Source organism: Proteus sp. G2300, from assembly GCF_009915965.1.
Taxonomy (GTDB): Bacteria; Pseudomonadota; Gammaproteobacteria; order Enterobacterales; family Enterobacteriaceae; genus Proteus; species Proteus vulgaris.
In genome coordinates this window covers 216,875-238,720 of the sequence record NZ_JAABNK010000023.1, presented here as the reverse complement: position 1 = coordinate 238,720, position 21,846 = coordinate 216,875, and the positions used below count along the sequence as shown (strand labels likewise).

The following is a 21,846-nucleotide window of genomic DNA, read 5'->3' as shown; positions in this document are numbered from 1 at the left end:
TTATAAACGATTAGATATTCCAAGTTTAAAGACGACTGAACAATCAATTAGTTGATTTTTTAGTAAGAATAAAAATAAAAGAGTGTCAAGGATCTACTATGAAAAAAGCCATTATCATCTCTGTGTCATTAGCTACGTTATTTCTTGCTGGTTGTACTGCTGACGGGAAATTTAATACCTCAAAATTAACGCCAGTTAATTGTGTGGGGGTATTTGACAAGACAAATGAACAGCTGTCATTTACGGCTAAAGATGTCAACGATCGCCTTTATAGCCCAAGCAAACCAATAGATAGCGTTGATGGTTGGATTGAGGTAAAAGATATCAGAGGGCTATTGTGTCAGGATGTTATAACTGCTAATGAAGATTAGACTAAATAGCATTGGAAGTTTATTGAGTGATTGTTAGAAGTGGTTTTTGACGATATTGAATTAAGAGTAATAGATAAAAAAACCGATGGTTAATGCCATCGGTTTTCTGTCTATGTCATTTGCATATTGAGCTAATTACATTCTATCAACTGTTTCAATTCCTAATGTATCTAAACCTTGCTTTAATGTTCTTGCCGTCAAGCGAGCCAGTTTTAGGCGACTTTGGCGAATGCTTTCATCTTCAGCAGATAAGATAGGGCAGTTTTCATAAAAACCCGAGAAGGTTTGTGCCAGATCGTAGAGATAAGCACACATCACATGAGGTGTTCCTTCGCGAGCAACTTGCATGATAGTCTCATCAAATTGCACTAAACGCAGTGCAAGTTGTTTTTCATGAGATTGTGTTAACTCGATAGGTTGCGTTAATGTGTTCTCATCAATTTCTGCGCGTTTGAAGATTGAGGCAACGCGAGTATAAGCATATTGCATATAAGGTGCGGTATTACCTTCAAAACTTAACATCAGATCCCAATCAAAGATGTAATCTGTTGTACGGTTTTTAGATAAGTCAGCGTATTTTACAGCACCAATACCGACAACACGAGCAACATTATTTAACTCGTCTTGATCCATATCTGGATTTTTTTCAGCGATTAATGTACGTGCTCTTTCTTGTGCCTCATCGAGTAAATCCGTTAAACGGATAGTACCACCAGAACGTGTTTTAAATGGGCGACCATCTTTACCTAACATCATACCGAACATATGGTGTTCAAGTGACATTGAATCAGGGATGTAACCTGCTTTACGGACAATAGTCCACGCTTGCATTAAATGTTGATGTTGGCGAGAGTCGATATAATAGAGCACGCGGTCAGCATGTAGGTGTTCGTGACGATATTTAGCACAAGCAATATCCGTTGTTGTATAAAGGTAGCCACCGTCTTTTTTCTGAACGATAACACCCATAGGTTCGCCTTCCTTGTTTTTATACTCATCCAGGAAAACAACCGTTGCCCCCTCACTTTCTACAGCAAGGCCTTTTGCTTTTAGGTCAGCGACAATGCCAGGCAACATCGGGTTATAAAGGCTTTCACCCATGATGTCATCTTCAGTTAGCGTGACATTAAGACGCTGATAAGTCACTTGGTTTTGTTGCATAGTGATATCAACAAGTTTGCGCCACATTGTACGACAATACTCATCACCACCTTGTAATTTTACAACGTAATTACGTGCACGCTCGGCGAAGACTTCATCTTCGTCATAACATTTTTTTGCTTCACGATAGAATTCTTCGAGATCAGATAATGCCATATCTGCGGCATTTTCGTTTTGTTTTTTCTCTAAGTACGCAATTAACATACCAAATTGTGTACCCCAATCACCGAGGTGATTAGCACGAATAACGTTATGACCTAAGAAAGATAAAGTACGTGCACTTGCATCACCAATAATGGTGGAGCGTAAGTGGCCAACATGCATTTGTTTTGCAACGTTTGGTGATGAATAGTCGATAACAATAGTTTGAGGTGCAACAGGTGTTACATTCAGATGTTCATCGACTAATGCGTTTTCAGCTTGTTTAGCAACCCATTGCGGAGATAAGAAGATATTGATAAAGCCAGGACCTGCAATTTCAACTTTATCTGCAATACCTGTAATATCAAGCTGTTCCAGAATTTTTTCTGCGAGTTGTCGGGGTGGGATCCCCATTTTCTTTGCTGCTCCCATGACACCATTTGCCTGATAGTCACCAAATTGTACTTTGGCTGACTGACGGACAAGAGGTTCGCTATCAGCGGGTGCGCCAGCAGCACACATTGCCACACTGATTTTTTCTGAAAGAAAAGCCTGAATATTCACCGGGTTACCTTAAATTATTGAGAAAATAAAACCTGACGACAAAAGCCTGACAGGTTTATTATAAAGAATTAGGATTAACCTTGAATTTATAACATATTCCGGCTAGAACATGCTACTATCTGCGCCTTATCTTTAAGGTTTTTTCTCTGTTTTTTCATTAAGGTTATTCAACATGGCGTTATTTTCTTCAATCCCTCAATTAAATGATTTAACTCACGCGCTTCCTCTGTTTGAAGAAAAAATGACACAGCTTGCTAATCAGTTAGGTTTAAATTTTACATATTATCTTACGGATCATATTTCGTTACGTTGTCACGATTTAACGTTGGCTGAGCAGTGGCGAAAAGGGCTTAGTCTATGTGGAAAGTGTATTTCTGATAATGTTATTAATGGGCGCCCAATTTATCTTTTTCAATTAGACACGCCATTAACGGTTTTAAATCAAGCGGTTTCTATTGTTGAATTACCATTCCCTACACATAAAATATATGAATACCAAGGTTGGGAACATATTGAGCAAGTGATCCCCGTCGAGCCCGCAGATTTAGTGAATAAAGTCATGTCTTTTTTACCCCAAACGTTACCTGAGAGTGTTAGCTTAAAAATCAGTGAACCTAAAGGTGAGAAAGAACGGTTGCCTAATCCAACGGTAGCTATTTCTAACGGGAAAGTGACAGTAAAGTATCATCCTTATTCGTTACTTGAAATCGTAGAAAGTGAGTGTTGAGCGACACTTTCAGAAAATAGTTTGCTTGTGTCAGCACAAAATTCTGATAGCAGAATTGAATGAATAACGATATTCGACAACTATTGTTAGTAATCGCTAAGAAATGATATTTATTTTCTGATTACTTTCTGTATTAAGGATAAAGAGGGATGATATGGCTACGTTGGAGATTTGTTGTTTTGGCGCAGAATGTGCGCTAGTGGCAGAACGAGCAGGTGCAGATAGAATTGAGCTATGCACGAGTCCTTCAGAAGGTGGCATTACGCCAAGTTTTGGGATGCTAAGACAAGTCAGAGATCTGGTTCGTATTCCCGTTCATCCTATTGTTCGCCCTCGAGGTGGGGATTTTTGTTACACACAAGCTGATTTTTCAGCTATGAAAAATGATATTAGTCTTATCCGTGATATGGGATTTCCAGGTGCGGTTGTTGGTCTTTTAAATGAAGAAGGGCATATTGATTTGCCTAAAATGGATATTTTAATGGAGCTTGCTGGCCCTTTAGCCATTACTTTTCATCGCGCTTTTGATATGTGTGTTAACCCCTTATTGGGGTTAGAACAACTGACACAGTTAGGTGTTTCTCGTATTTTAACTTCAGGCCAACAAGCGAATGCGGAATTAGGTTTACCTTTATTACGTACATTAAATGAAAAATCACAAGGCCCTATAATTATGGCTGGTGCTGGCGTAAGGCTCAGTAATATCCAAAAATTCCTAGATGTAGGATTAAAAGAAATACACAGTTCAGCAGGAAAAGTGGCACCTTCAACCATGATTTATCGTAAAGCAGGTGTAACAATGAGCTCTGATAGCGAGGTTGATGAATTCACACATTATTGTGTAGATGAAGATACCGTTGAAGCGATGAAAGATATTATGAGTATTCATACGCCATTAGCTTCTTAATTTTAATTAAATTAACGTTAGTGAGCGATTTTAGAACTGCGCCTTTTATAGCGCAGTTTTTTATGCAATATCGTCTAATACCAAGGTATGTGTTATACCACAGTGTTCAACAAAGACTTCATCGTGAGAAACCAATAACAATGTACCTTGATATTCAACTAATAAATTCTCTAATAGTTGTTTGGACTCAATATCAAGATGATTATCAGGTTCATCAAGCAATAAGATCGCGGGGGGTTTTGGACTATGTGTTAAAGCCAATAATGTTGCTTTTAATTGTTCTCCACCACTTAGTTTTTCAAGTGGTAGTAAAGATTTATTACCTCTAATTCTCAACATCCCCAGTCGAGTTCGCCATTGTTCGATAGAAATGGCAGGTTGATACTGATGTAACGCTTGTGCAACAGGCAATGTTTTATCAAGTAAAGTAAGGTGTTGATCGAGATAACAATAGCCTTGATTTAGACGAAACTCACCAGAGAGTGGAGCAAATTGCTGGATCAAACATTTCAATAATGTTGATTTTCCGCACCCATTTTTACCTTTAATGTGCCAATGTTCATTACTATAAGCTGAAAATGAAATAGGGTGTGGGTAGCCATAGGGAAGTTGAAGATTATCAACAAACACATTTAAGCGATGGCCTTCACTTTGATAATTCAACGTGATTTTTTGTTGATGGATATGTGACTTTTCTTCATCAATACCTTGTTTTTGAGACTGCATCTCTTCTATTACACGCTGATGGCGTTTTGCTACAGCAGATTGTCGTTGTTCTGCTCTGTTTTTCTGCATATCCAGCAAAAGTAAGCACTGGGAGCCACTTTGTCTGATTGACTCCCCTTGATGTCTACGTTGTATAGCTTTTTGTAATGTGGCTTGTTGTTGGCGCTTTTCATTTTTAATCTGACTATTTAATCGTTCACTGGTCGTGTCTAAAAATGCGATTTCTGCACTTTTTTGTGTTTCATATAAAGCATAATTTCCACCATATTCAGATAAACCTTTTTCACTTAACTCTAAAATAGTGTCTGTATAAGTGAGTAATTTTCGATTATGGCTTACGATAAGTGATCCTGATTTATGTTTTGCTAATTGTTTTATTAGCCACTGTTGCCCTTGATAATCGAGATGATTATCGGGTTCATCTAATAAGAGAAAGCAATCTGTTTGTAAAAATGCGTGGCAAAGTGCCAAGCGCGTTTGTTCTCCTCCACTTAAATGCACAATGGGGGTATCAAGTGCGACAGCAAGCTGTGCTGAATCTAATAAATTTTGCCAAGTAACAGGGAGTTGCCATTTGCCATCAAGTAATTCAATGTCTTTTAATGTTGCAGTCCCTGTATCAACGCGTTGGAAGGCTTGATAAATTTCATTTATATCCAATGCTTCAGCAACTGTATTGCCTTGAAGTCGTGTGAATTGGTCAACATATATAAAAGGGATATTCCAATTAATTAGCCCAGATGATGGCGTTATTTTTTTTGCTAATAATTTTAATAATACGGATTTACCTTTACCGTTATAGCCGATTAATGCATTTTGCTGACAAGCTAATGCGCGAGTTAATCGCGAGAAAAGAGGTTCTTGATTAAATTCTATAGTAAGTTGTGAAAAGTGACAGGCTATTGCCATAGTAATACCTCCTAAGCGAAATAGGCGGCAGACAGCAGAAATCTTCTTCTTGATGCGACGAAATAAATTATTGTCTGCCAGTAACAGAGAATGAATATCCAAAATAGTATTTGAAATATTTTCTGGCAGAATTTAGTTCATCGTAGGGATGTGCCTTCTTAAAAAGAGAAATAATAGGGGGGTGATAACTTCTGTATTAAAGCATGAATAAAGATGAACAACAAGTGTCGAATAAGGCACGCTGTGAGTAGTTTTTATTTTTCTAACATTATCCGTTTATAAATCGATGATATATTAATATAGGTTATGCAAGCTAAAGGGATACCATAAAATAGAGTGCCGTAAGCCATACCAATATGTGGAACATTAAAATAATCACTATGCTGTGGAATTAAATAAAGATAATTAATATTGTCTAAATATTCGGGTGTTAATCCACCATAAGGGACTAAAAATTGAAAAATCATGACGGAAAAAAGGCATAGCATAAAATTTAAAACTAATAGTGCAGAATAGAATAAATTTTTCCCCATTTCTTCTTTTGTTTTCACTTGATAACCACTGATAATTCGATTTGCAACAATTACTACATAGAGCCAAATAATCAGATTTTCATCCCCCATAATCATACTATTGATAATAAGAGCAAATATTCCATAAAATGGAATAAGAGCAAAAACAAGTTTAGTACGACCAAAGGCTGCCATAAACACACCTGAATGCACGAGAATAAATTCAAATAAGAATAAAACGGTTAGGTTATAAATTGTTTGAACTGAAAAATGTTCAGGAAACCACCATACGGTAATAATAAAAGCGATATATAAAAGTTGCGTGGCATAGTCAAATAATGAAAAAAAGATTTGTACTCCACGTTGTAATGGCGTCAGTGGCAGATGTTTTGCTGATGTTGTTTCTACAAAGGATGAGAAAAGAGGAACATCGTATTGTTGATGCTTATTCTTTTGTAAAAGGGTGTGTTGTTTTTTTTGTGTTATTTTCTTTTGAATAGCCACTTTGCTCTTTGGTGTTTTCGCCATAATTTCTTTAATCGTTCATCTGCAAATAAAGGGGCGTGTAAGATATTTTTAATAAAAATAGGATCCATTTTATGAAATAAAGGGATATTTAATAACTTGATATCCCCTTAGATCCAAATAAAAATTTAAGGCTTAGTTGCAATTAATATTGCTCGTTTAGGCGCAGGATAACCCTCAACTGTTTTTGTTTTATCATTCGCATCTAAGAATGCGTCTAATGAATCTGTTATCATCCAATCTGTTTTACGTTGCTCATCCAGAGAGGTTGTATTTTCATCGACAATGTGTACATTTTTAAAACCACATTTTTCTAACCAAACTTTTAGCATTTTTGCCGACGGGATAAAGTACACATTACGCATTTGTGCATAACGTTCACCAGGGATCAGGCATTGAAATTCATCACCATCAACAACGAGGCTTTCTAATACTAATTCACCGCCTGAAACCAATTGATTCTTTAATTGCCATAGATGATCCAGTGGTGAACGACGATGATAAAGCACTCCCATTGAGAATACGGTATCGAAGGCTTTTAATTCTGGCATCTGTTCAATGCCAATAGGAATTAAATGTGCACGTTGATCATTTCCTAATAATTTTCTGACGGCTTCAAATTGACATAAAAAGAGTTGAGTGGGATCGATCCCCACAACACATTCAGCCCCTTCACCTAACATTCGCCACATGTGATAGCCACTGCCACAACCGACATCCAACACCAAACGACCTTCAAGAGGCGAAAGGTGAGGCAAAACACGATCCCATTTCCAATCTGAGCGCCATTCTGTATCAATATCGACCCCATAAAGGGAGAAAGGGCCTTTTCGCCATGGCATTAAAGACTTCAGAATATTGTTCAAACCCAGTTGTTCACCAGCACTTAATGCGGGCGTTCTATTGGCAATCACGCCATTTTTTAAATCAAGTTCAGTAGGGGTAATGTCTGGCAAACCATCGAGCATTCTTTCCCATGAGGAAAAGTGACCATGTAACGCATTTGAGCGCCATTCTGATAATTGAGCTGGTAATGTATCTAACCAATGAAATAAGCGCTCATCTTGCGCAATAAGTTGATAGAACGAGCCAAAATTAATCATTAGTTATTGCCTTTAATCGCTAAAAGCGAGCCGAAATTAAAACATTGGAACCAAACTTCTGCATGTGGAAAACCTGCATTATGTAAGCGAGCTTTATGCGTTTCAACCGAGTCTGTTAGCATGACATTTTCTAACATACTACGTTTTTGGCTGATTTCTAATTCGCTGTAACCGTTAGCACGTTTAAAATCATGGTGCATATTAAACAGTAATTCACCAATTTTTTTATCTTCAAAACTGAATTTTTCAGAAAGTACTAACACGCCACCGGGATTTAGGCCTTGGTAAATGCGGTTTAATAATATTTGGCGATCGCTTGGCGCTAAGAATTGTAAGGTGAAGTTAAGCACGACCATTGAGGCATTATTAATGTCGATATCAAGAATATCACCTTCAATAATATCGACGGGTGTATCCGCTTTATAAGCATCAATATGGCGTTGACAGCGTTCTACCATGGCGGGTGAATTATCCACACCAATAATTTTGCAACCCGCAACATCAATATTACGACGCATGGAAAGCGTGGCCGCACCTAAAGAGCAGCCTAAATCATAGACTTGGCTATTGGGGGTAACAAAGCGACCTGCAAGCATACCAATCATAGAGATGATATTAGAGTAACCAGGTACAGAGCGTTTTATCATATCAGGAAACACTTCAGCGACTTTTTCATCAAAGCGCCAGTCACCCAGGTTAGCAATAGGGGTCGCAAATAAGCTGTCTTGTTGTGATGATTTTGAATTCGACATAACTAAAATAGGTTTTAGGAATAAAAGAAGTGAGCATTCTACCAGAAGCGACGGTGCTCACAAAGTTGCATTCTTTAGAAAGAAATTGGAAAAAATAAATAAACCTTTTTGATCCCTTGCCGTTATTAGACACAACAGCAAGGATGTCGGTTTTGATCATGGATGATCATATTATTCCTAAAGGACTTAGTAATAAAAGGAAAAGATTTGTATCCAAGGCAGGAAATAAATATTAGCAATGATCATCAATAACATTGATAAATAAGTGGCAGCCATGCCTGAACGACGCCAGCGAAGTTCACGGTGTTTTAATCCATATGAATGTAAAAAGCGACCGACGATTAAAATTGAACCACAGATGTGCACCATCCAAACAAAAGCTCCATTCATTTCCATGACCAGTAATAAAACCATGGAAATAGGAATATATTCTACCGCATTACCGTGAACACGGATGGCAGTTTGTAATTCATAAAAGTCACCATCACCATAAGCAACCCGATATTGTGTTCTGAGTTTTACGACATTGAGGGACAATTTAATCAATAACAGTGCGCCCAGTACGATATAAAGCGAGCTAACCATCTTTTCTCCATTGCCAAAGCCAAAAAACGGCGAATTTAATGATAAACCTCAAAGCGACATCTGTCGCTATAAATAATTATTATTAATTAATTGTTTGGGGATTAGCAAATCCTTGAAAAGATGTATCATATAAACTAGGTCTATACTCTTATCTCCAGGAAGAATTTTCGTTATAATGTCTGCCTTTTTTTTGACACTACTCGAAAAAGACTATTGCCAAAATTTCCGCAGCAGAAAGCACAACAAGCTGAGTAAAAGGATATTGTATGCGTACTAATTATTGTGGGCAGTTGAATAGCGCCCATGTGGGCCAAAAAGTGACTCTTTGTGGTTGGGTTAATCGTCGCCGTGATTTAGGTGGACTTATCTTTATAGATATGCGAGATCGCGAAGGTATTGTTCAAGTCTTCTTTGACCCAGAGCAGAAAGAGGCATTTTCTCAGGCATCAGAACTGCGTAATGAATTTTGTATTCAAGTCACAGGAACAGTACGCGCTCGTCCTGATAGCCAAGTTAATAAAAATATGGCAACAGGGGAAGTTGAGTTAGCGGCAGAATCTCTGTCTATTTTTAACCGTTCAGAGCCATTACCGTTAGATAGTAATCAAACAAATAGTGAAGAGCGTCGTTTAACTTATCGTTATTTAGACCTGCGTCGCCCTGAAATGTCTGATCGCTTAAAAACCCGCGCTAAAATAACAAGCTTTGTTCGTCGTTTTATGGATGGCGAAGGTTTCATTGATGTTGAAACCCCAATGCTGACAAAAGCAACACCTGAAGGTGCGCGTGACTATTTAGTGCCAAGCCGTGTTCATAAAGGTAAATTTTACGCATTACCACAATCACCACAGCTGTTTAAACAGCTGTTAATGATGTCGGGCTTTGATCGTTACTATCAAATCGTAAAATGCTTCCGTGATGAAGACTTACGTGCCGATCGTCAACCTGAATTTACACAAATCGATGTTGAAACCTCTTTCATGAGTGCAGATCAAGTACGCGAAGTGATGGAGCGTATGATCCATGCATTATGGTTAGATATTCTTGATGTCGATTTAGGGGCATTCCCTGTCATGACCTTTGCAGAAGCAATGCGTCGCTATGGTTCAGACAAACCAGATTTACGTAATCCAATGGAACTCAAAGACATTGCTGATTTAGTCAAAGATGTAGAGTTCAGTGTATTTGCACAAGCAGCAAATGATGAAAAATGCCGTGTTATCGCACTGCGTGTGCCAGGTGGAGCATCATTAACTCGTAAAAACATTGATGAATATACACAATTTGTCAGTATTTACGGTGCTAAAGGCCTTGCGTGGATGAAGGTCAATGAAAGTGCAAAAGGTATTGAAGGTGTACAAAGCCCAATTGCTAAATTCCTGACTAACGATGTTGTTAATAGTCTCTTAGAAACCACAGGTGCAACTGATGGCGATTTAATTTTCTTTGGTGCGGGTCGTAAAGGCACAATGAGTGATGCAATGGGGGCTCTGCGTTTGAAAGTCGGTCGTGACCTTGAACTGACAGATTTAAATGCATGGAAACCCTTATGGGTTATTGACTTCCCTATGTTTGAAGAAGATGAAGAGACTGGGGAATTAAGCGCAATGCACCATCCATTTACTTCACCAAAAGACTTATCACCTGTTGAGTTGACAGCACACCCTGTGGGAGCAGTCGCAAATGCGTATGATATGGTTATTAACGGTTATGAAGTGGGTGGCGGTTCAGTGCGTATTCACCGTAATGAAATGCAACAAGCGGTATTTAGCATTTTAGGAATTTCGCCTGATGAGCAACAAGAGAAATTTGGTTTCTTATTAGATGCATTGAAATTTGGTACACCACCACATGCGGGCTTAGCCTTCGGTTTAGACCGTTTAGTAATGCTGTTAACAGGTACTGATAATATTCGTGATGTTATTGCATTTCCTAAAACAACCGCAGCCGCGTGTTTAATGACTAATGCACCAAGCTTTGCGAATGAAGATGCTTTAAAAGAGTTAGCAATTGCAGTTACTCAAAAAGAAGTTAGCGAAGATAAAGAGTAAATAATGAAATATAAGCGCCCGATATCCGTTTTAGTTGTTATTTATGCAAAAGAGACCAAACGGGTGCTTATGCTGAAGCGTCGAGATGATCCTGATTTCTGGCAATCAGTGACAGGTAGTTTAGAAGAGGGGGAAATGCCTTTTCAAACGGCATTGCGTGAAGTGCAAGAAGAAGTGGGAATTGATATCATAGGTGAAAATCTTGAGCTGGTGGATTGCCATCGCTCGATTCTCTTTGAGATATTTGCACATTTTCGACATCGTTATGCACCCAATGTGACACATTGTCAGGAACATTGGTTTACGTTAGCGCTTCCAGCAGAGCGAGAAATTATGCTAACAGAGCATTCGCAATACCAATGGCTAGACGCGCCACTAGCGGCAAAACTAACAAAATCTGCTAGTAATCAGCAAGCGATTGAAGAATTTGTTATTTAATGATTAGACCACGTTTGGAGATATTTTCATGGCAGGTCATAGTAAATGGGCCAATACAAAACACCGTAAAGCAGCGCAAGATGCGAAACGCGGTAAAATTTTCACTAAAATCATCCGTGAATTAGTTACAGCAGCACGTTTAGGTGGTGGTGATCCTGCAACTAACCCGCGCTTACGTGCGGCAGTTGATAAAGCATTATCAAACAACATGACTCGTGACACATTAAACCGTGCAATTGCACGCGGTGCGGGAAATGATGAAAATGATAATATGGAAACTATCATCTATGAAGGTTACGGCCCGGGTGGTACTGCTGTCATGGTTGAGTGTTTAAGTGATAATCGTAATCGTACTGTTTCCGATGTTCGCCATGCATTTACCAAAACAGGTGGTAACTTAGGAACCGATGGTTCTGTATCTTATCTATTTACCAAAAAAGGGGTGATTTCTTATGCTCCTGGTGTCGATGAAGATGCTGTTATGGAAGCTGCATTAGAAGCAGGCGCTGATGATGTTGAAACTTATGATGATGGTGCTATTGATGTTTACACAACACCAGAATCTTTTGGTGAAGTGAAAGATGCAATGGATGCGGCTGGTTTCGTTGCTGAAGCTGCCGAAGTGTCCATGATCCCATCGACAAAAGCAGAATTAGATATTGAAACTGCACCAAAATTAATGCGTCTTATCGATATGTTAGAAGACAGTGATGACGTGCAAGAAGTGTATCACAACGGTGATATCTCTGATGAAGTTGCAAAACAACTAGAAGATATCCTGTAATCGTTCTTACGATTATCGAAAATAACAGTATTAATTGCTGTTATTCAAAAGTGCGAAGAGAAGAGCAGAGCAGGTTTCCTTGCTCTTTTCTCTCGCCATCCGACCATATCGGCAACAGGAATTGATATGGCTATCATTTTAGGTATAGACCCAGGATCTCGTGTTACAGGTTACGGTGTAATTCGACAGCAAGGGCGCCAACTTATTTACTTGGGAAGTGGTTGTATCCGTACACAAGTTCCCGACCTTCCTAATCGACTTAAGCGTATTTATGCTGGTGTTAGCGAAATTATCACACAATTTTCGCCGGATGTGTTTGCCGTTGAGCAAGTGTTTATGGCAAAAAATGCCGATTCAGCATTAAAACTGGGGCAAGCGCGAGGTGTTGCGATACTTGCTGCAGTCAATAACGATCTTCCTGTTTTTGAATATGCTGCTCGCCAAGTCAAACAAACAGTTGTAGGGACGGGGGCTGCTGAAAAAAGCCAAGTACAACATATGGTGCGATCAATATTAAAATTATCAGCTGCACCTCAATCGGATGCCGCCGATGCGTTGGCGATTGCTATCACTCATTGCCACTTTAACCAAAATTTATTACGAGTGGGTGATCCTCGTCTGGTTTTAACGAGAGGGCGGTTAAGATAAGTGGCTATATTAGTAAATGTCTTTGGTTTTTCACGAGCTGGATATACGTCCAGCTTTTTTTATGTTATAAACTTGACGTAATTATTTTTGCGGAGGCGTTAGGGTGATAGGTCGTATCAGAGGAATTATTCTTGAAAAACAGCCACCAGTGGTGCTGATCGAAGCAGGTAATGGTGTTGGGTATGAAATCAATATGCCAATGACCTGTTTTTATGAATTGCCTGATATTGGCCAAGAAGCCATTATCTACACGCAATTTATTGTACGTGAAGATGCACAATTACTTTATGGTTTTAACCAAAAACAAGAACGCGCACTTTTTCGTGAATTAATTAAAGTGAATGGTGTCGGACCTAAACTTGCGCTAGCCATTTTATCAGGTATGTCTGCTCGCCAATTTGTAACTGCGATTGAAAATGAATCTATCACTTCATTAGTGAAATTACCTGGTGTGGGTAAGAAAACAGCAGAACGCTTAGTGGTTGAAATGAAAGACCGCTTCAAAGGCCTTAATGGTGATTTATTCGAAAATAGTGAGATTGAATTACCAGAAAGTGCTTCACCTAAAGTACCAAAAGCGGCTGATATTGAAGCTGAAGCTTCCGCTGCATTAATCGCATTAGGCTATAAACCACAAGAAGCAGCAAAAATGATCAGCAAAGTAGCAAAACTGGGTACAGATAGTGAAACGCTTATTAAAGAAGCATTGCGTGCGGCTATTTAGGAGTAATACATTGTGATTGAAGCAGATCGCCTGATTTCAGCAGAAATTCAACAACCTGAAGAAGAAATAATAGATAGGGCGATTCGCCCTAAATCTCTTGCCGAATATGTTGGGCAACCACAAGTTCGTGAACAAATGGAGATTTTTATTCAGGCAGCTAAATTACGTCAGGATGCGCTCGATCATTTACTTATCTTTGGCCCGCCTGGATTGGGTAAAACCACATTAGCAAATATCATTGCAAATGAAATGGGGGTTAATTTACGTACGACATCAGGCCCTGTACTTGAAAAAGCGGGTGATTTAGCCGCGATGCTTACTAACCTTGAGCCTCATGATGTATTGTTTATTGATGAAATCCATCGCCTTTCTCCCGTGGTTGAAGAAATTCTTTATCCTGCAATGGAAGATTATCAGCTTGATATTATGATTGGTGAAGGGCCAGCAGCTCGCTCAATTAAAATAGATCTACCACCATTCACCTTAGTGGGCGCCACCACAAGGGCTGGCTCTTTAACATCCCCTTTGCGTGATCGCTTTGGTATTGTGCAACGTCTTGAGTTTTACAATGTTGATGATCTCCAACATATTGTCTCTCGTAGTGCCAGTTTTATGGGATTAGAGATGACAGATGAAGGTGCACGTCAAATTGCTATGCGTTCACGAGGCACTCCACGTATTACTAACCGATTATTACGACGTGTACGAGACTTTGCACAGGTAAAAGGTAACGGTGCCATTGATGAGGATACCGCCTCTAAAGCACTGGACATGCTAAATGTGGATGCGGCCGGTTTTGACTATTTAGACCGTAAATTACTTTTCGCTATTATTGATAAATTTATGGGGGGACCTGTGGGTTTAGATAACCTAGCGGCCGCCATTGGTGAAGAGCGGGAAACCATAGAAGATGTGTTAGAGCCTTATTTAATCCAACAAGGATTTATTCAGCGTACACCACGAGGTCGTGTTGCCACTAATCATGCCTATCGTCATTTTAATCGTATTGTAGAAGAACCTTAATCTTTATATCAGTATGACGACGTTGGAGACGATTTAAATGATAGAACTCACCCGAGGCAACCTCTTACATGCAAATACTGAGGCAATTGTAAATGCTGTTAATTGTGTTGGTGTAATGGGACGTGGTATTGCCTTACAATTTAAAAAAGCATGGCCAGATAATTTTAACGCCTATGCTTTAGCATGCAAAAACAAAGAACTTACACCGGGTGTAATGTTTATTTATGAGATACAAAAGGCAGCTAATCCTCGTTTTATTATCAATTTTCCAACCAAACGACACTGGCGGAATACCAGTTGTATTGAAGATATTGAAGCAGGGTTAATTACACTGGTTAATGAAATCAAACAGCGCAATATTAAATCTATTGCTATTCCACCATTAGGGGCGGGATTAGGTGGCTTAGAGTGGTCTGTTGTATATGAAAAAATCAAAAATGCAATGGAACCCTTAACGGATGTTCATGTGCTAATTTATGGTCCTATAGGCGAAACAGAATTAAGTGAAAAAGAGTGATATCAATTTCTTAGATATTCCATAGACAAAAGATAACAATCCCCCCCAACAATATAGTGTTGTTGGGGGGGATTGTTTATCTAACGTGTTGGAAATAATTACTGTTTAGCAGGTACGAACAAACTCAAAATAAATAAACAGCTTGCTACTAATACCACTGAAGGGCCTGCGGGGGTGTCATAAAACGCAGAGAAGGTTAAACCGCCTGTAATTGCTAACATACCAACGATGATTGCAATCACGGCCATCTGTTCTGGTGAGCGAGCAAAACGCCGTGCCGTTGCTGCAGGGATAATCAGCAGTGAGGTGATAATTAATGCTCCAACAAACTTCATGGCTAAACCAATGGTTAGCGCAGTGATCATCATCAGTTTCAAACGTTCACGTTGAATATTTACACCATCGACAAAGGCCATATCTTGATTAATGGTCATGGAAAGTAGAGGGCGCCATGAACGAATGATCACAAACAAGACAATCACAACGCCAATAAAAATACTGATGACATCTTGATAGTTTACAGAGAGCAAGTCACCAAACAGATATGCCATTAAATCAACACGGACATTGGACATTAAACTGACAACGACAAGTCCCAAAGAAAGCGCACTGTGTGCCATGATCCCTAAAAGAGTATCGACGGAAAGCTGTGGTTTTAGTTCTAACCACACTAATAAAATAGCTAAAATTAACGTAACAGCAATCACCGCATAGAATGGTTCGATATTAAATAACAAACCAAAAGCAACACCAAGTAATGAGGCGTGTGCTAACGTATCTCCGAAATAAGACATGCGACGCCAAACGACAAAAGAGCCTAAAGGGCCCGCCGCCATTGCTAAGAGCATACCGGCAATCCAGCCCGGCAACAGCAACTCAATCATGACGACACTCCTTATTGTGTTGATGATGATGGCGATAAATACCAAGTTGTTCCGCCCCACGACTACCAAACATGGCAATAAATTCTGGGTGAGAAGAAACGACATCCGGTGTGCCTGAACAGCAAATATGACCATTTAAACAGAGCACTTCGTCTGTTTTTGCCATTACCAAATGAAGATCATGAGAAACCATTAAAATGGCGCAACCTAATTCATTACGAAGTTGATTAATTAAATCATAAAGAGCGAGTTGACCATTAACATCAACACCTTGGGTTGGTTCATCTAAGACTAAAAGTTGAGGTTGATTAAGTAAGGCTCTTGCTAATAACACACGCTGAGATTCACCACCAGACAGTTTTTGCATTGGCTGATTGATTAATTTAGCCGCATTAACACGCTCTAGGGCAGGGAGAATATCTTTATCTCGTACACCGGGTTTTAGCGTCATAAAGCGCTTAACAGTTAATGGCATGGTAGGATCGAGATAAAGCTTTTGAGGAACATAGCCAATACGTAACGTATTATGGCGTTCTACTTTTCCTGATGTTGGATTTAATAACCCAAGAACTAAACGGATAACCGTGGATTTACCCGCACCATTAGGGCCAAGTAAAGTAAGAATACGGCCTGCTTTTAAATCAAAAGAGATATCTTTTAAAATTTCTCTTTCACCAAAAGAAACAGAAACCGATTTTAAACAAATCAAGTCAGACATAAAATTAGCACTTGCAGAATCATTGAAACGTTATAATATAACATTTCCAATGGTAATTCACGAGAATTCTTCCTATGTTACATAAAAACAACAAATTTGCGCATCGTTTTTTATTGAAATCATTTTTAGCGACAGCGATGATAAGCTCATTCAGCGCTTCTGTTCAGGCTGATGTGGTGGTTTCAATTCGGCCTATCGGGTTTATTGCCGCTGCTATCGCTGATGGAGTGACACCAACGGAAGTTTTATTGCCGGATGGGGCATCTCCACATGATTATGCGTTAAAACCGTCTGATTTGAAAAAAATCACTTCAGCAGACCTAATGGTATGGGTTGGGCCTGATATGGAAGTGTTTTTAGATAGGCCATTAAACAGACTTACAGACAATCATAAGTTGGCTTTAGCGGAAACTGACGAAATAAAGTCGCTTTTATTGAAAGATGATGATGACAATGTGCATAAACATGAGGAAAATCACGAACATCATTCTCACGGTGATTATAATATGCACATCTGGTTATCACCAGAAATTGCGTTGTCGTCTGCAAAACAGATCCATGAAAGGTTAATTGCGCTTTATCCAGATAAAAAAGAACTTCTGGACGTAAACCTAGGTAAATTCAGCGAACAACTCAAGCAAACTGATAAAAATCTTGTTAATATTCTGTCGCCTGTGAAAAGTAAGGGTTATTTTGTCTTTCATGATGCTTATGGCTACTTCGAAAAACATTATAATTTAAAGCCGTTAGGTCATTTTACTATCAACCCTGAAATACAGCCAGGCGCGCAGAAATTACATCAAATACGAACACAGTTGGTTGAGCAAAAAGCAACTTGCATTTTTGCTGAGCCGCAATTCAGGCCGACAGTAATAGAAACAGTGGCAAAAGGCACTGGGGTTAAAATGGGTGTATTAGACCCCCTAGGAAGTGGGATTTCTCTGACTCAAGAGAGCTATGTAAAATTCCTTACCCAACTAGCTAACCAATATGCGAGCTGCCTGAATGAAACACAATAAGGAATTAAGAGCGTGCAGCAGAAGAAATCCATTGCACAGGTATATTTAAGTTTACCACTCCCACATAAAATCATGCTTGGTTCGTTAACTGCAGCAACATTGGCCGTCGCAATTTGGCGGCCTGTGGTACTTCAAAATGAACAAAGTCGTGAAGTTCCTGTCAGTATTCAAATGCCTCTTGCCAATCAAGGCGAAAATACGGATGACATTATTACTGACAGTAGCGATCAACTTACCGATGAAGGATTAGTTGGTGCGGAAGATGGCACAGATACAAGTACCGCAGTTGCACAAGTTCCTCATACTTATATCGTCTCTAGTGGTGATTCATTAAGTTCAATACTGACTCAATTTGGTATTGATTCTGCTGATATCGCAACTATTTCTAATCAAAATAAAGATCTCAGAAACCTCAAAATAGGGCAATCTATTAGTTGGGAACTTGATGATAATGGATTACTTCAAGAATTAAGCTGGGGTGTTTCTCGTCGCGAAACGCGTATTTATACTCGTACAGAAACGGGTTTTAAAGAAACAAAAGAGTTCCAAAAAGGTGAATGGAAAAACAGTGTCACTACAGGTGTTATTCGTGGCAGTTTTTCGGTCAGTGCAACAAATGCGGGTTTAACTAATGCTGAAGCACGTGCCGTCACCAAAGCATTACAGTGGCAAGTAGACTTTAAAAAATTACAAAGCGGTGACCAATTCGCAGCGTTATTTTCTCGTGAGGTGCTGGATGGGCGTACCGAGCAAAGTGAGCTAATTGGTGTCCGTTTACGTAGTGCGGGTAAAGATTACTATGCTTTCCTTGCTGAAGATGGCCGTTTCTATGACAGCCAAGCAGGTGGATTAGAGCGCGGATTTATGCGTTTTCCAACGGTAAAGCAGTTTAGAGTTTCTTCTCAATTCAATCCTCGTCGTATTAACCCTGTCACAGGGCGTTTAGCTGCTCATAAAGGTGTCGATTTTGCTATGCCAGTAGGTACACCAGTATTAGCAACAGGGGATGGCGAAGTTATTGTCGCAAAATATAGTGGCGCTGCGGGTAATTTTATTGCTATTCGTCATGGTAGCCAATACACCACACGTTATATGCATTTGCGCCAATTATTGGTAAAACCGGGGCAACGAGTTAAACGTGGTGATAGAATTGCCTTATCAGGTAATACAGGACGTTCTACTGGACCTCATTTACACTATGAGATGTGGATCAACCAACAAGCTGTTAACCCATTAACGGCAACCTTGCCGCGTGCTGATGGTTTAACTGGTAAAGATAAGCAAGAATATCTAGCCAAAGTCAAAGAGATTAAGCCTCAATTAGTGCTAGCCGATTGACAATAACCACGATCTTAAAGACATAAAAGCGGATGATTGATATCATCCGTTTTTGTTTTAACGTTTTTTACGCCTATTAGGGATGTTAGTTCAGAGAATTATCTGATGAATAAAGAAAAAGATACAGATAGCAAAGCGGGTTATGTACCTACATTTCACCGTGCGTATTTACATCCTCGTCACTGGGGGACCTGGGTGGGTGCCGGTGTTTTAAGTGCATTGGCTTATATACCAGTTAAATGGCGTGATCCATTTCTTGCTTCTATTGGTCGTTTTGTTGGACGTAAAGCGAAAAGCGCGAGACGTCGTGCCGATATCAATTTGAGATACTGTTTCCCAAAATGGGATAAAACACAACGTGAAACAGTCCTTGATAGTATGTTTGAAACGGCGCCTCAATCTTTTGTTATGTTAGCAGAGCTTTGCTTAAGAGGGCCTGAGCGCATATTAAAACGGACAAGTTGGCAAGGCTTAGAAATTATTGAACGTTTTAAAGAGCAAGGTCGTAATGTTATTTTTATGGTACCGCATGGTTGGGCTGTTGATATTCCTGCAATGCTATTAGCGGCACAAGGCCAGCAAATGGCAGCTATGTTCCACCATCAAAAAGATCCTGTTGCTGATTATTTATGGAATAAAGCACGTCACCACTTTGATGGACGATTGCATTCACGAGAAGCCGGTATTAAGCCATTTATTTCTTCTGTTCGACAAGGATTCTGGGGATATTATTTACCTGACCAAGATCATGGTGCAGAGCATAGCCAATTTGTCGATTTTTTTGGTACTTATAAAGCAACATTGCCCGCGATTGGGCGTCTAATGAAAGTATGTCGAGCCGCTATCGTACCTTTATTTCCTGTGTATTGTCATAAAACACATCAGCTTCATATAATTATTCGTGAGCCAATGGATGATATTGAAGATAAAGACGATGCTTATATTGCACGTAGAATGAATGAAGAGTTAGAAGCGTTAGTCACACCATCCCCTGAACAATACACGTGGATCTTAAAATTATTAAAAACACGTAGAGAGGGGGAAATAGAGCCTTATTCACGTGAAAATATATTAGATTAATTAGTCATAAATTGCAGATATAAAAAACGGGCACTTACTTAAGAGCCCGTTTTGCGATTAAGATTTACAGCCCTGTATTATTCAACAGTAAGAATACGGCATGTATTGGTACTGCCTACGGTGCCCATTTGGTCGCCTTGCGTGACTAACACTAAATCACCAGAAACCAAGAAACCTTTATCACGTAAACGCCCAATAGCTTCATTTGCGGCTGCGATACCATCAGTATGAGTGCTGCAATAAACAGGTGTAACACCACGGTAAAGTGCTGTTTGATTGAGTGTTTTCTCATGTCGAGACATTGAGAAAATGGGTAAACCTGTACTGATACGAGACATCATGCGAGCAGTACGGCCTGATTCTGTCATTGCAATAATGGCATTAACGCCTTTCATATGGTTAGCGGCATACATGGTGGACATTGCAATGGCTTCTTCTACGGTATCAAACACCATATCTAAGCGGTGTTTAGATACATTAGCCGCAGGCATTTTTTCTGCCCCTAAACAGACTTGTGCCATTGAAGCAACTGTTTCTGCTGGGTATTGTCCTGCTGCTGTTTCAGCAGATAGCATAACAGCGTCAGTACCATCTAACACGGCATTAGCAACGTCCATAACCTCTGCACGTGTTGGCATTGGGTTTGTTATCATTGACTCCATCATTTGAGTTGCAGTGATAACTACGCGATTAAGCTGACGAGCACGACGAATTAATTTTTTCTGAACACCAACAAGTTCTGGATCGCCAATTTCAACGCCTAAATCGCCACGGGCTACCATCACTACATCAGATGCAAGAATGATCTCATCGATAATTTCATCATTAGCAACAGCTTCAGCACGTTCTACCTTAGACACGATTTGGCATTCACAACCTGCATCACGGGCTAAACGTCGAGCGAGATTAAGATCTTCGCCGGTTCTTGGGAATGAAACAGCGAGGTAATCGACACCAATTTTGGCAGCTGTAATAATATCTTGTTTATCTTTTTCTGTTAATGCATCAGCAGAAAGACCGCCACCCAGCTTGTTAATACCTTTATTGTTAGATAAAGGACCGCCTACAGTGACTTCAGTAAAGACTTTTAGTCCATCGACTTTAAGTACTTTCAACTGAACACGGCCATCATCGAGTAGTAAAATATCACCAGGAACTACATCAGCGGGTAGTCCTTTATAGTCAATGCCGACTTGATTTTGATTGCCTTCGCCTTTTTCAAGGGTGGCATCAAGTAAGAATTTATCACCGACATTCAAGAAAACTTTTCCGTCTTTAAATGTAGAAACACGGATTTTAGGGCCTTGTAGATCCCCAAGAATAGCAACATGGCGACCAAGTCTAGCGGCAATTTCACGCGTACGATTAGCGCGAGCAAGATGATCTTCCGCAGAACCATGAGAGAAATTTAATCGAACAACATTCGCACCAGCAATAATAATTTTTTCTAAGTTATTATCACGATCTGTTGCTGGGCCTAAGGTGGTAACAATTTTTGTTCTTCTGAGCCGTCTGGACATGTATTACTCCGTTGACCTTGAACGAAAGGTGTTGGCTATCGGATAAAACAGAAATTAGACAATATTTCATCCAATATGTTAAGTGAAACGCATCAAGCTAATTGCAACATACACTACTG

22 protein-coding genes are annotated in these 21,846 nt (G+C 39.5%); 13 read left to right on the top strand and 9 right to left on the bottom strand.

The features are described 5' to 3' along the window. Positions 1-98 precede the first annotated feature (98 nt). Positions 99-371, top strand: coding sequence for a hypothetical protein (locus GWI97_RS12580; protein ID WP_036936608.1), 273 nt, complete (start codon positions 99-101; stop codon positions 369-371). A 135-nt stretch (positions 372-506) separates the two neighbouring features. Here the strand turns inward: GWI97_RS12580 and argS are convergent, their stop codons facing one another. Beyond that, a complete protein-coding gene (gene argS, locus GWI97_RS12575; RefSeq protein ID WP_036936610.1) occupies positions 507-2,237 on the bottom strand; it encodes an arginine--tRNA ligase in 1,731 nt (576 codons plus the stop codon). A gap of 172 nt (positions 2,238-2,409) precedes the next feature. Here argS and GWI97_RS12570 point away from each other — a divergent pair, with 172 nt between their 5' ends. Both GWI97_RS12570 and cutC read left to right on the top strand, forming a co-directional pair. Continuing rightward, complete coding sequence (locus GWI97_RS12570) at positions 2,410-2,964, top strand: VOC family protein (RefSeq protein ID WP_036936612.1); 555 nt, start codon at positions 2,410-2,412, stop codon at positions 2,962-2,964. 154 nt (positions 2,965-3,118) lie between these two features. Continuing rightward, a complete protein-coding gene (cutC, locus tag GWI97_RS12565) occupies positions 3,119-3,871 on the top strand; it encodes a copper homeostasis protein CutC (RefSeq protein WP_036936614.1) in 753 nt (250 codons plus the stop codon). Positions 3,872-3,931: 60 nt separating this feature from the next. On the opposite strand, the gene GWI97_RS12560 is transcribed toward cutC, so the two are convergent. The 5 genes from GWI97_RS12560 to GWI97_RS12540 all read right to left on the bottom strand — a co-directional run bounded on the left by GWI97_RS12560 (position 3,932) and on the right by GWI97_RS12540 (position 8,983). Then, positions 3,932-5,506 carry an ATP-binding cassette domain-containing protein gene (locus GWI97_RS12560; RefSeq protein WP_161752010.1) on the bottom strand — a complete coding sequence of 525 codons (1,575 nt, stop codon included), beginning with the start codon at positions 5,504-5,506 and terminating at the stop codon, positions 3,932-3,934. Between the two features lie 254 nt (positions 5,507-5,760). After that, positions 5,761-6,546: a hypothetical protein gene (locus tag GWI97_RS12555; RefSeq protein ID WP_087802342.1), complete on the bottom strand. Its 786-nt coding sequence runs from the start codon at positions 6,544-6,546 to the stop codon at positions 5,761-5,763. Between the two features lie 125 nt (positions 6,547-6,671). After that, on the bottom strand, positions 6,672-7,646 hold the full coding sequence (gene cmoB, locus GWI97_RS12550; protein WP_036936619.1) for a tRNA 5-methoxyuridine(34)/uridine 5-oxyacetic acid(34) synthase CmoB: 975 nt from the start codon (positions 7,644-7,646) through the stop codon (positions 6,672-6,674). Further along, a complete protein-coding gene (gene cmoA, locus GWI97_RS12545) occupies positions 7,646-8,398 on the bottom strand; it encodes a carboxy-S-adenosyl-L-methionine synthase CmoA (RefSeq protein WP_036936621.1) in 753 nt (250 codons plus the stop codon). The genes cmoB and cmoA overlap by 1 nt, the downstream gene beginning before the upstream one ends. A gap of 186 nt (positions 8,399-8,584) precedes the next feature. After that, complete coding sequence (locus GWI97_RS12540) at positions 8,585-8,983, bottom strand: MAPEG family protein (protein WP_161752009.1); 399 nt, start codon at positions 8,981-8,983, stop codon at positions 8,585-8,587. A 266-nt stretch (positions 8,984-9,249) separates the two neighbouring features. Between GWI97_RS12540 and aspS the strand changes: the two genes are divergently transcribed. The 7 genes from aspS (at position 9,250) to GWI97_RS12505 (ending at position 15,168) form a co-directional block, all read left to right on the top strand. Then, entirely contained in the window at positions 9,250-11,034 is a 1,785-nt protein-coding gene (gene aspS / locus GWI97_RS12535) for an aspartate--tRNA ligase (RefSeq protein ID WP_036936626.1), read from the top strand. 3 nt (positions 11,035-11,037) lie between these two features. Beyond that, positions 11,038-11,472: a dihydroneopterin triphosphate diphosphatase gene (gene nudB, locus GWI97_RS12530; protein WP_036936628.1), complete on the top strand. Its 435-nt coding sequence runs from the start codon at positions 11,038-11,040 to the stop codon at positions 11,470-11,472. Positions 11,473-11,500: 28 nt separating this feature from the next. After that, positions 11,501-12,256, top strand: a complete 756-nt coding sequence (locus tag GWI97_RS12525; RefSeq protein WP_036936630.1) for a YebC/PmpR family DNA-binding transcriptional regulator — start codon at positions 11,501-11,503, stop codon at positions 12,254-12,256. A gap of 126 nt (positions 12,257-12,382) precedes the next feature. Continuing rightward, the gene (gene ruvC, locus GWI97_RS12520; protein WP_006536599.1) at positions 12,383-12,904 is read left to right on the top strand and encodes a crossover junction endodeoxyribonuclease RuvC; all 522 of its coding nucleotides are present in this window, start codon (positions 12,383-12,385) and stop codon (positions 12,902-12,904) included. Positions 12,905-13,007: 103 nt separating this feature from the next. Continuing rightward, positions 13,008-13,628: a Holliday junction branch migration protein RuvA gene (gene ruvA, locus GWI97_RS12515; RefSeq protein WP_036936635.1), complete on the top strand. Its 621-nt coding sequence runs from the start codon at positions 13,008-13,010 to the stop codon at positions 13,626-13,628. Between the two features lie 12 nt (positions 13,629-13,640). Further along, a complete protein-coding gene (gene ruvB, locus GWI97_RS12510; RefSeq protein WP_036936637.1) occupies positions 13,641-14,651 on the top strand; it encodes a Holliday junction branch migration DNA helicase RuvB in 1,011 nt (336 codons plus the stop codon). A gap of 37 nt (positions 14,652-14,688) precedes the next feature. Continuing rightward, positions 14,689-15,168, top strand: a complete 480-nt coding sequence (locus GWI97_RS12505; protein ID WP_036936640.1) for a macro domain-containing protein — start codon at positions 14,689-14,691, stop codon at positions 15,166-15,168. Between the two features lie 98 nt (positions 15,169-15,266). Here the strand turns inward: GWI97_RS12505 and znuB are convergent, their stop codons facing one another. Next, positions 15,267-16,052 carry a zinc ABC transporter permease subunit ZnuB gene (gene znuB / locus GWI97_RS12500; RefSeq protein WP_036936643.1) on the bottom strand — a complete coding sequence of 262 codons (786 nt, stop codon included), beginning with the start codon at positions 16,050-16,052 and terminating at the stop codon, positions 15,267-15,269. Further along, a complete protein-coding gene (gene znuC, locus GWI97_RS12495; RefSeq protein WP_036936646.1) occupies positions 16,045-16,770 on the bottom strand; it encodes a zinc ABC transporter ATP-binding protein ZnuC in 726 nt (241 codons plus the stop codon). Before znuC ends, znuB begins: the two co-directional genes overlap by 8 nt. A 74-nt stretch (positions 16,771-16,844) precedes the next feature. Here znuC and znuA point away from each other — a divergent pair, with 74 nt between their 5' ends. The 3 genes from znuA (at position 16,845) to lpxM (ending at position 20,207) form a co-directional block, all read left to right on the top strand. Then, the gene (gene znuA / locus GWI97_RS12490; RefSeq protein WP_036936649.1) at positions 16,845-17,789 is read left to right on the top strand and encodes a zinc ABC transporter substrate-binding protein ZnuA; all 945 of its coding nucleotides are present in this window, start codon (positions 16,845-16,847) and stop codon (positions 17,787-17,789) included. A 12-nt stretch (positions 17,790-17,801) separates the two neighbouring features. After that, entirely contained in the window at positions 17,802-19,127 is a 1,326-nt protein-coding gene (gene mepM, locus GWI97_RS12485) for a murein DD-endopeptidase MepM (protein WP_036936652.1), read from the top strand. A 105-nt stretch (positions 19,128-19,232) separates the two neighbouring features. Further along, positions 19,233-20,207: a lauroyl-Kdo(2)-lipid IV(A) myristoyltransferase gene (lpxM, locus tag GWI97_RS12480; RefSeq protein ID WP_036936654.1), complete on the top strand. Its 975-nt coding sequence runs from the start codon at positions 19,233-19,235 to the stop codon at positions 20,205-20,207. A 77-nt stretch (positions 20,208-20,284) separates the two neighbouring features. Here lpxM and pyk read toward each other — a convergent pair whose 3' ends face one another. After that, a complete protein-coding gene (gene pyk / locus GWI97_RS12475) occupies positions 20,285-21,727 on the bottom strand; it encodes a pyruvate kinase (RefSeq protein WP_036936657.1) in 1,443 nt (480 codons plus the stop codon). Positions 21,728-21,846 lie beyond the last annotated feature (119 nt).

Coding starts and splice junctions, on each gene's coding strand:
- cmoB (WP_036936619.1), bottom strand. CDS start 7,646: ATGATTAATTTTGGCTCGTTCTATCAACTTATTGCGCAAGATGAGCGC.
- cmoA (WP_036936621.1), bottom strand. CDS start 8,398: ATGTCGAATTCAAAATCATCACAACAAGACAGCTTATTTGCGACCCCT.
- GWI97_RS12540 (WP_161752009.1), bottom strand. CDS start 8,983: ATGGTTAGCTCGCTTTATATCGTACTGGGCGCACTGTTATTGATTAAA.
- pyk (WP_036936657.1), bottom strand. CDS start 21,727: ATGTCCAGACGGCTCAGAAGAACAAAAATTGTTACCACCTTAGGCCCA.
- GWI97_RS12570 (WP_036936612.1), top strand. CDS start 2,410: ATGGCGTTATTTTCTTCAATCCCTCAATTAAATGATTTAACTCACGCG.
- cutC (WP_036936614.1), top strand. CDS start 3,119: ATGGCTACGTTGGAGATTTGTTGTTTTGGCGCAGAATGTGCGCTAGTG.
- GWI97_RS12505 (WP_036936640.1), top strand. CDS start 14,689: ATGATAGAACTCACCCGAGGCAACCTCTTACATGCAAATACTGAGGCA.
- GWI97_RS12580 (WP_036936608.1), top strand. CDS start 99: ATGAAAAAAGCCATTATCATCTCTGTGTCATTAGCTACGTTATTTCTT.
- znuC (WP_036936646.1), bottom strand. CDS start 16,770: ATGTCTGACTTGATTTGTTTAAAATCGGTTTCTGTTTCTTTTGGTGAA.
- aspS (WP_036936626.1), top strand. CDS start 9,250: ATGCGTACTAATTATTGTGGGCAGTTGAATAGCGCCCATGTGGGCCAA.
- lpxM (WP_036936654.1), top strand. CDS start 19,233: ATGAATAAAGAAAAAGATACAGATAGCAAAGCGGGTTATGTACCTACA.
- ruvC (WP_006536599.1), top strand. CDS start 12,383: ATGGCTATCATTTTAGGTATAGACCCAGGATCTCGTGTTACAGGTTAC.
- nudB (WP_036936628.1), top strand. CDS start 11,038: ATGAAATATAAGCGCCCGATATCCGTTTTAGTTGTTATTTATGCAAAA.
- znuA (WP_036936649.1), top strand. CDS start 16,845: ATGTTACATAAAAACAACAAATTTGCGCATCGTTTTTTATTGAAATCA.
- GWI97_RS12525 (WP_036936630.1), top strand. CDS start 11,501: ATGGCAGGTCATAGTAAATGGGCCAATACAAAACACCGTAAAGCAGCG.
- znuB (WP_036936643.1), bottom strand. CDS start 16,052: ATGATTGAGTTGCTGTTGCCGGGCTGGATTGCCGGTATGCTCTTAGCA.
- GWI97_RS12555 (WP_087802342.1), bottom strand. CDS start 6,546: ATGGCGAAAACACCAAAGAGCAAAGTGGCTATTCAAAAGAAAATAACA.
- GWI97_RS12560 (WP_161752010.1), bottom strand. CDS start 5,506: ATGGCAATAGCCTGTCACTTTTCACAACTTACTATAGAATTTAATCAA.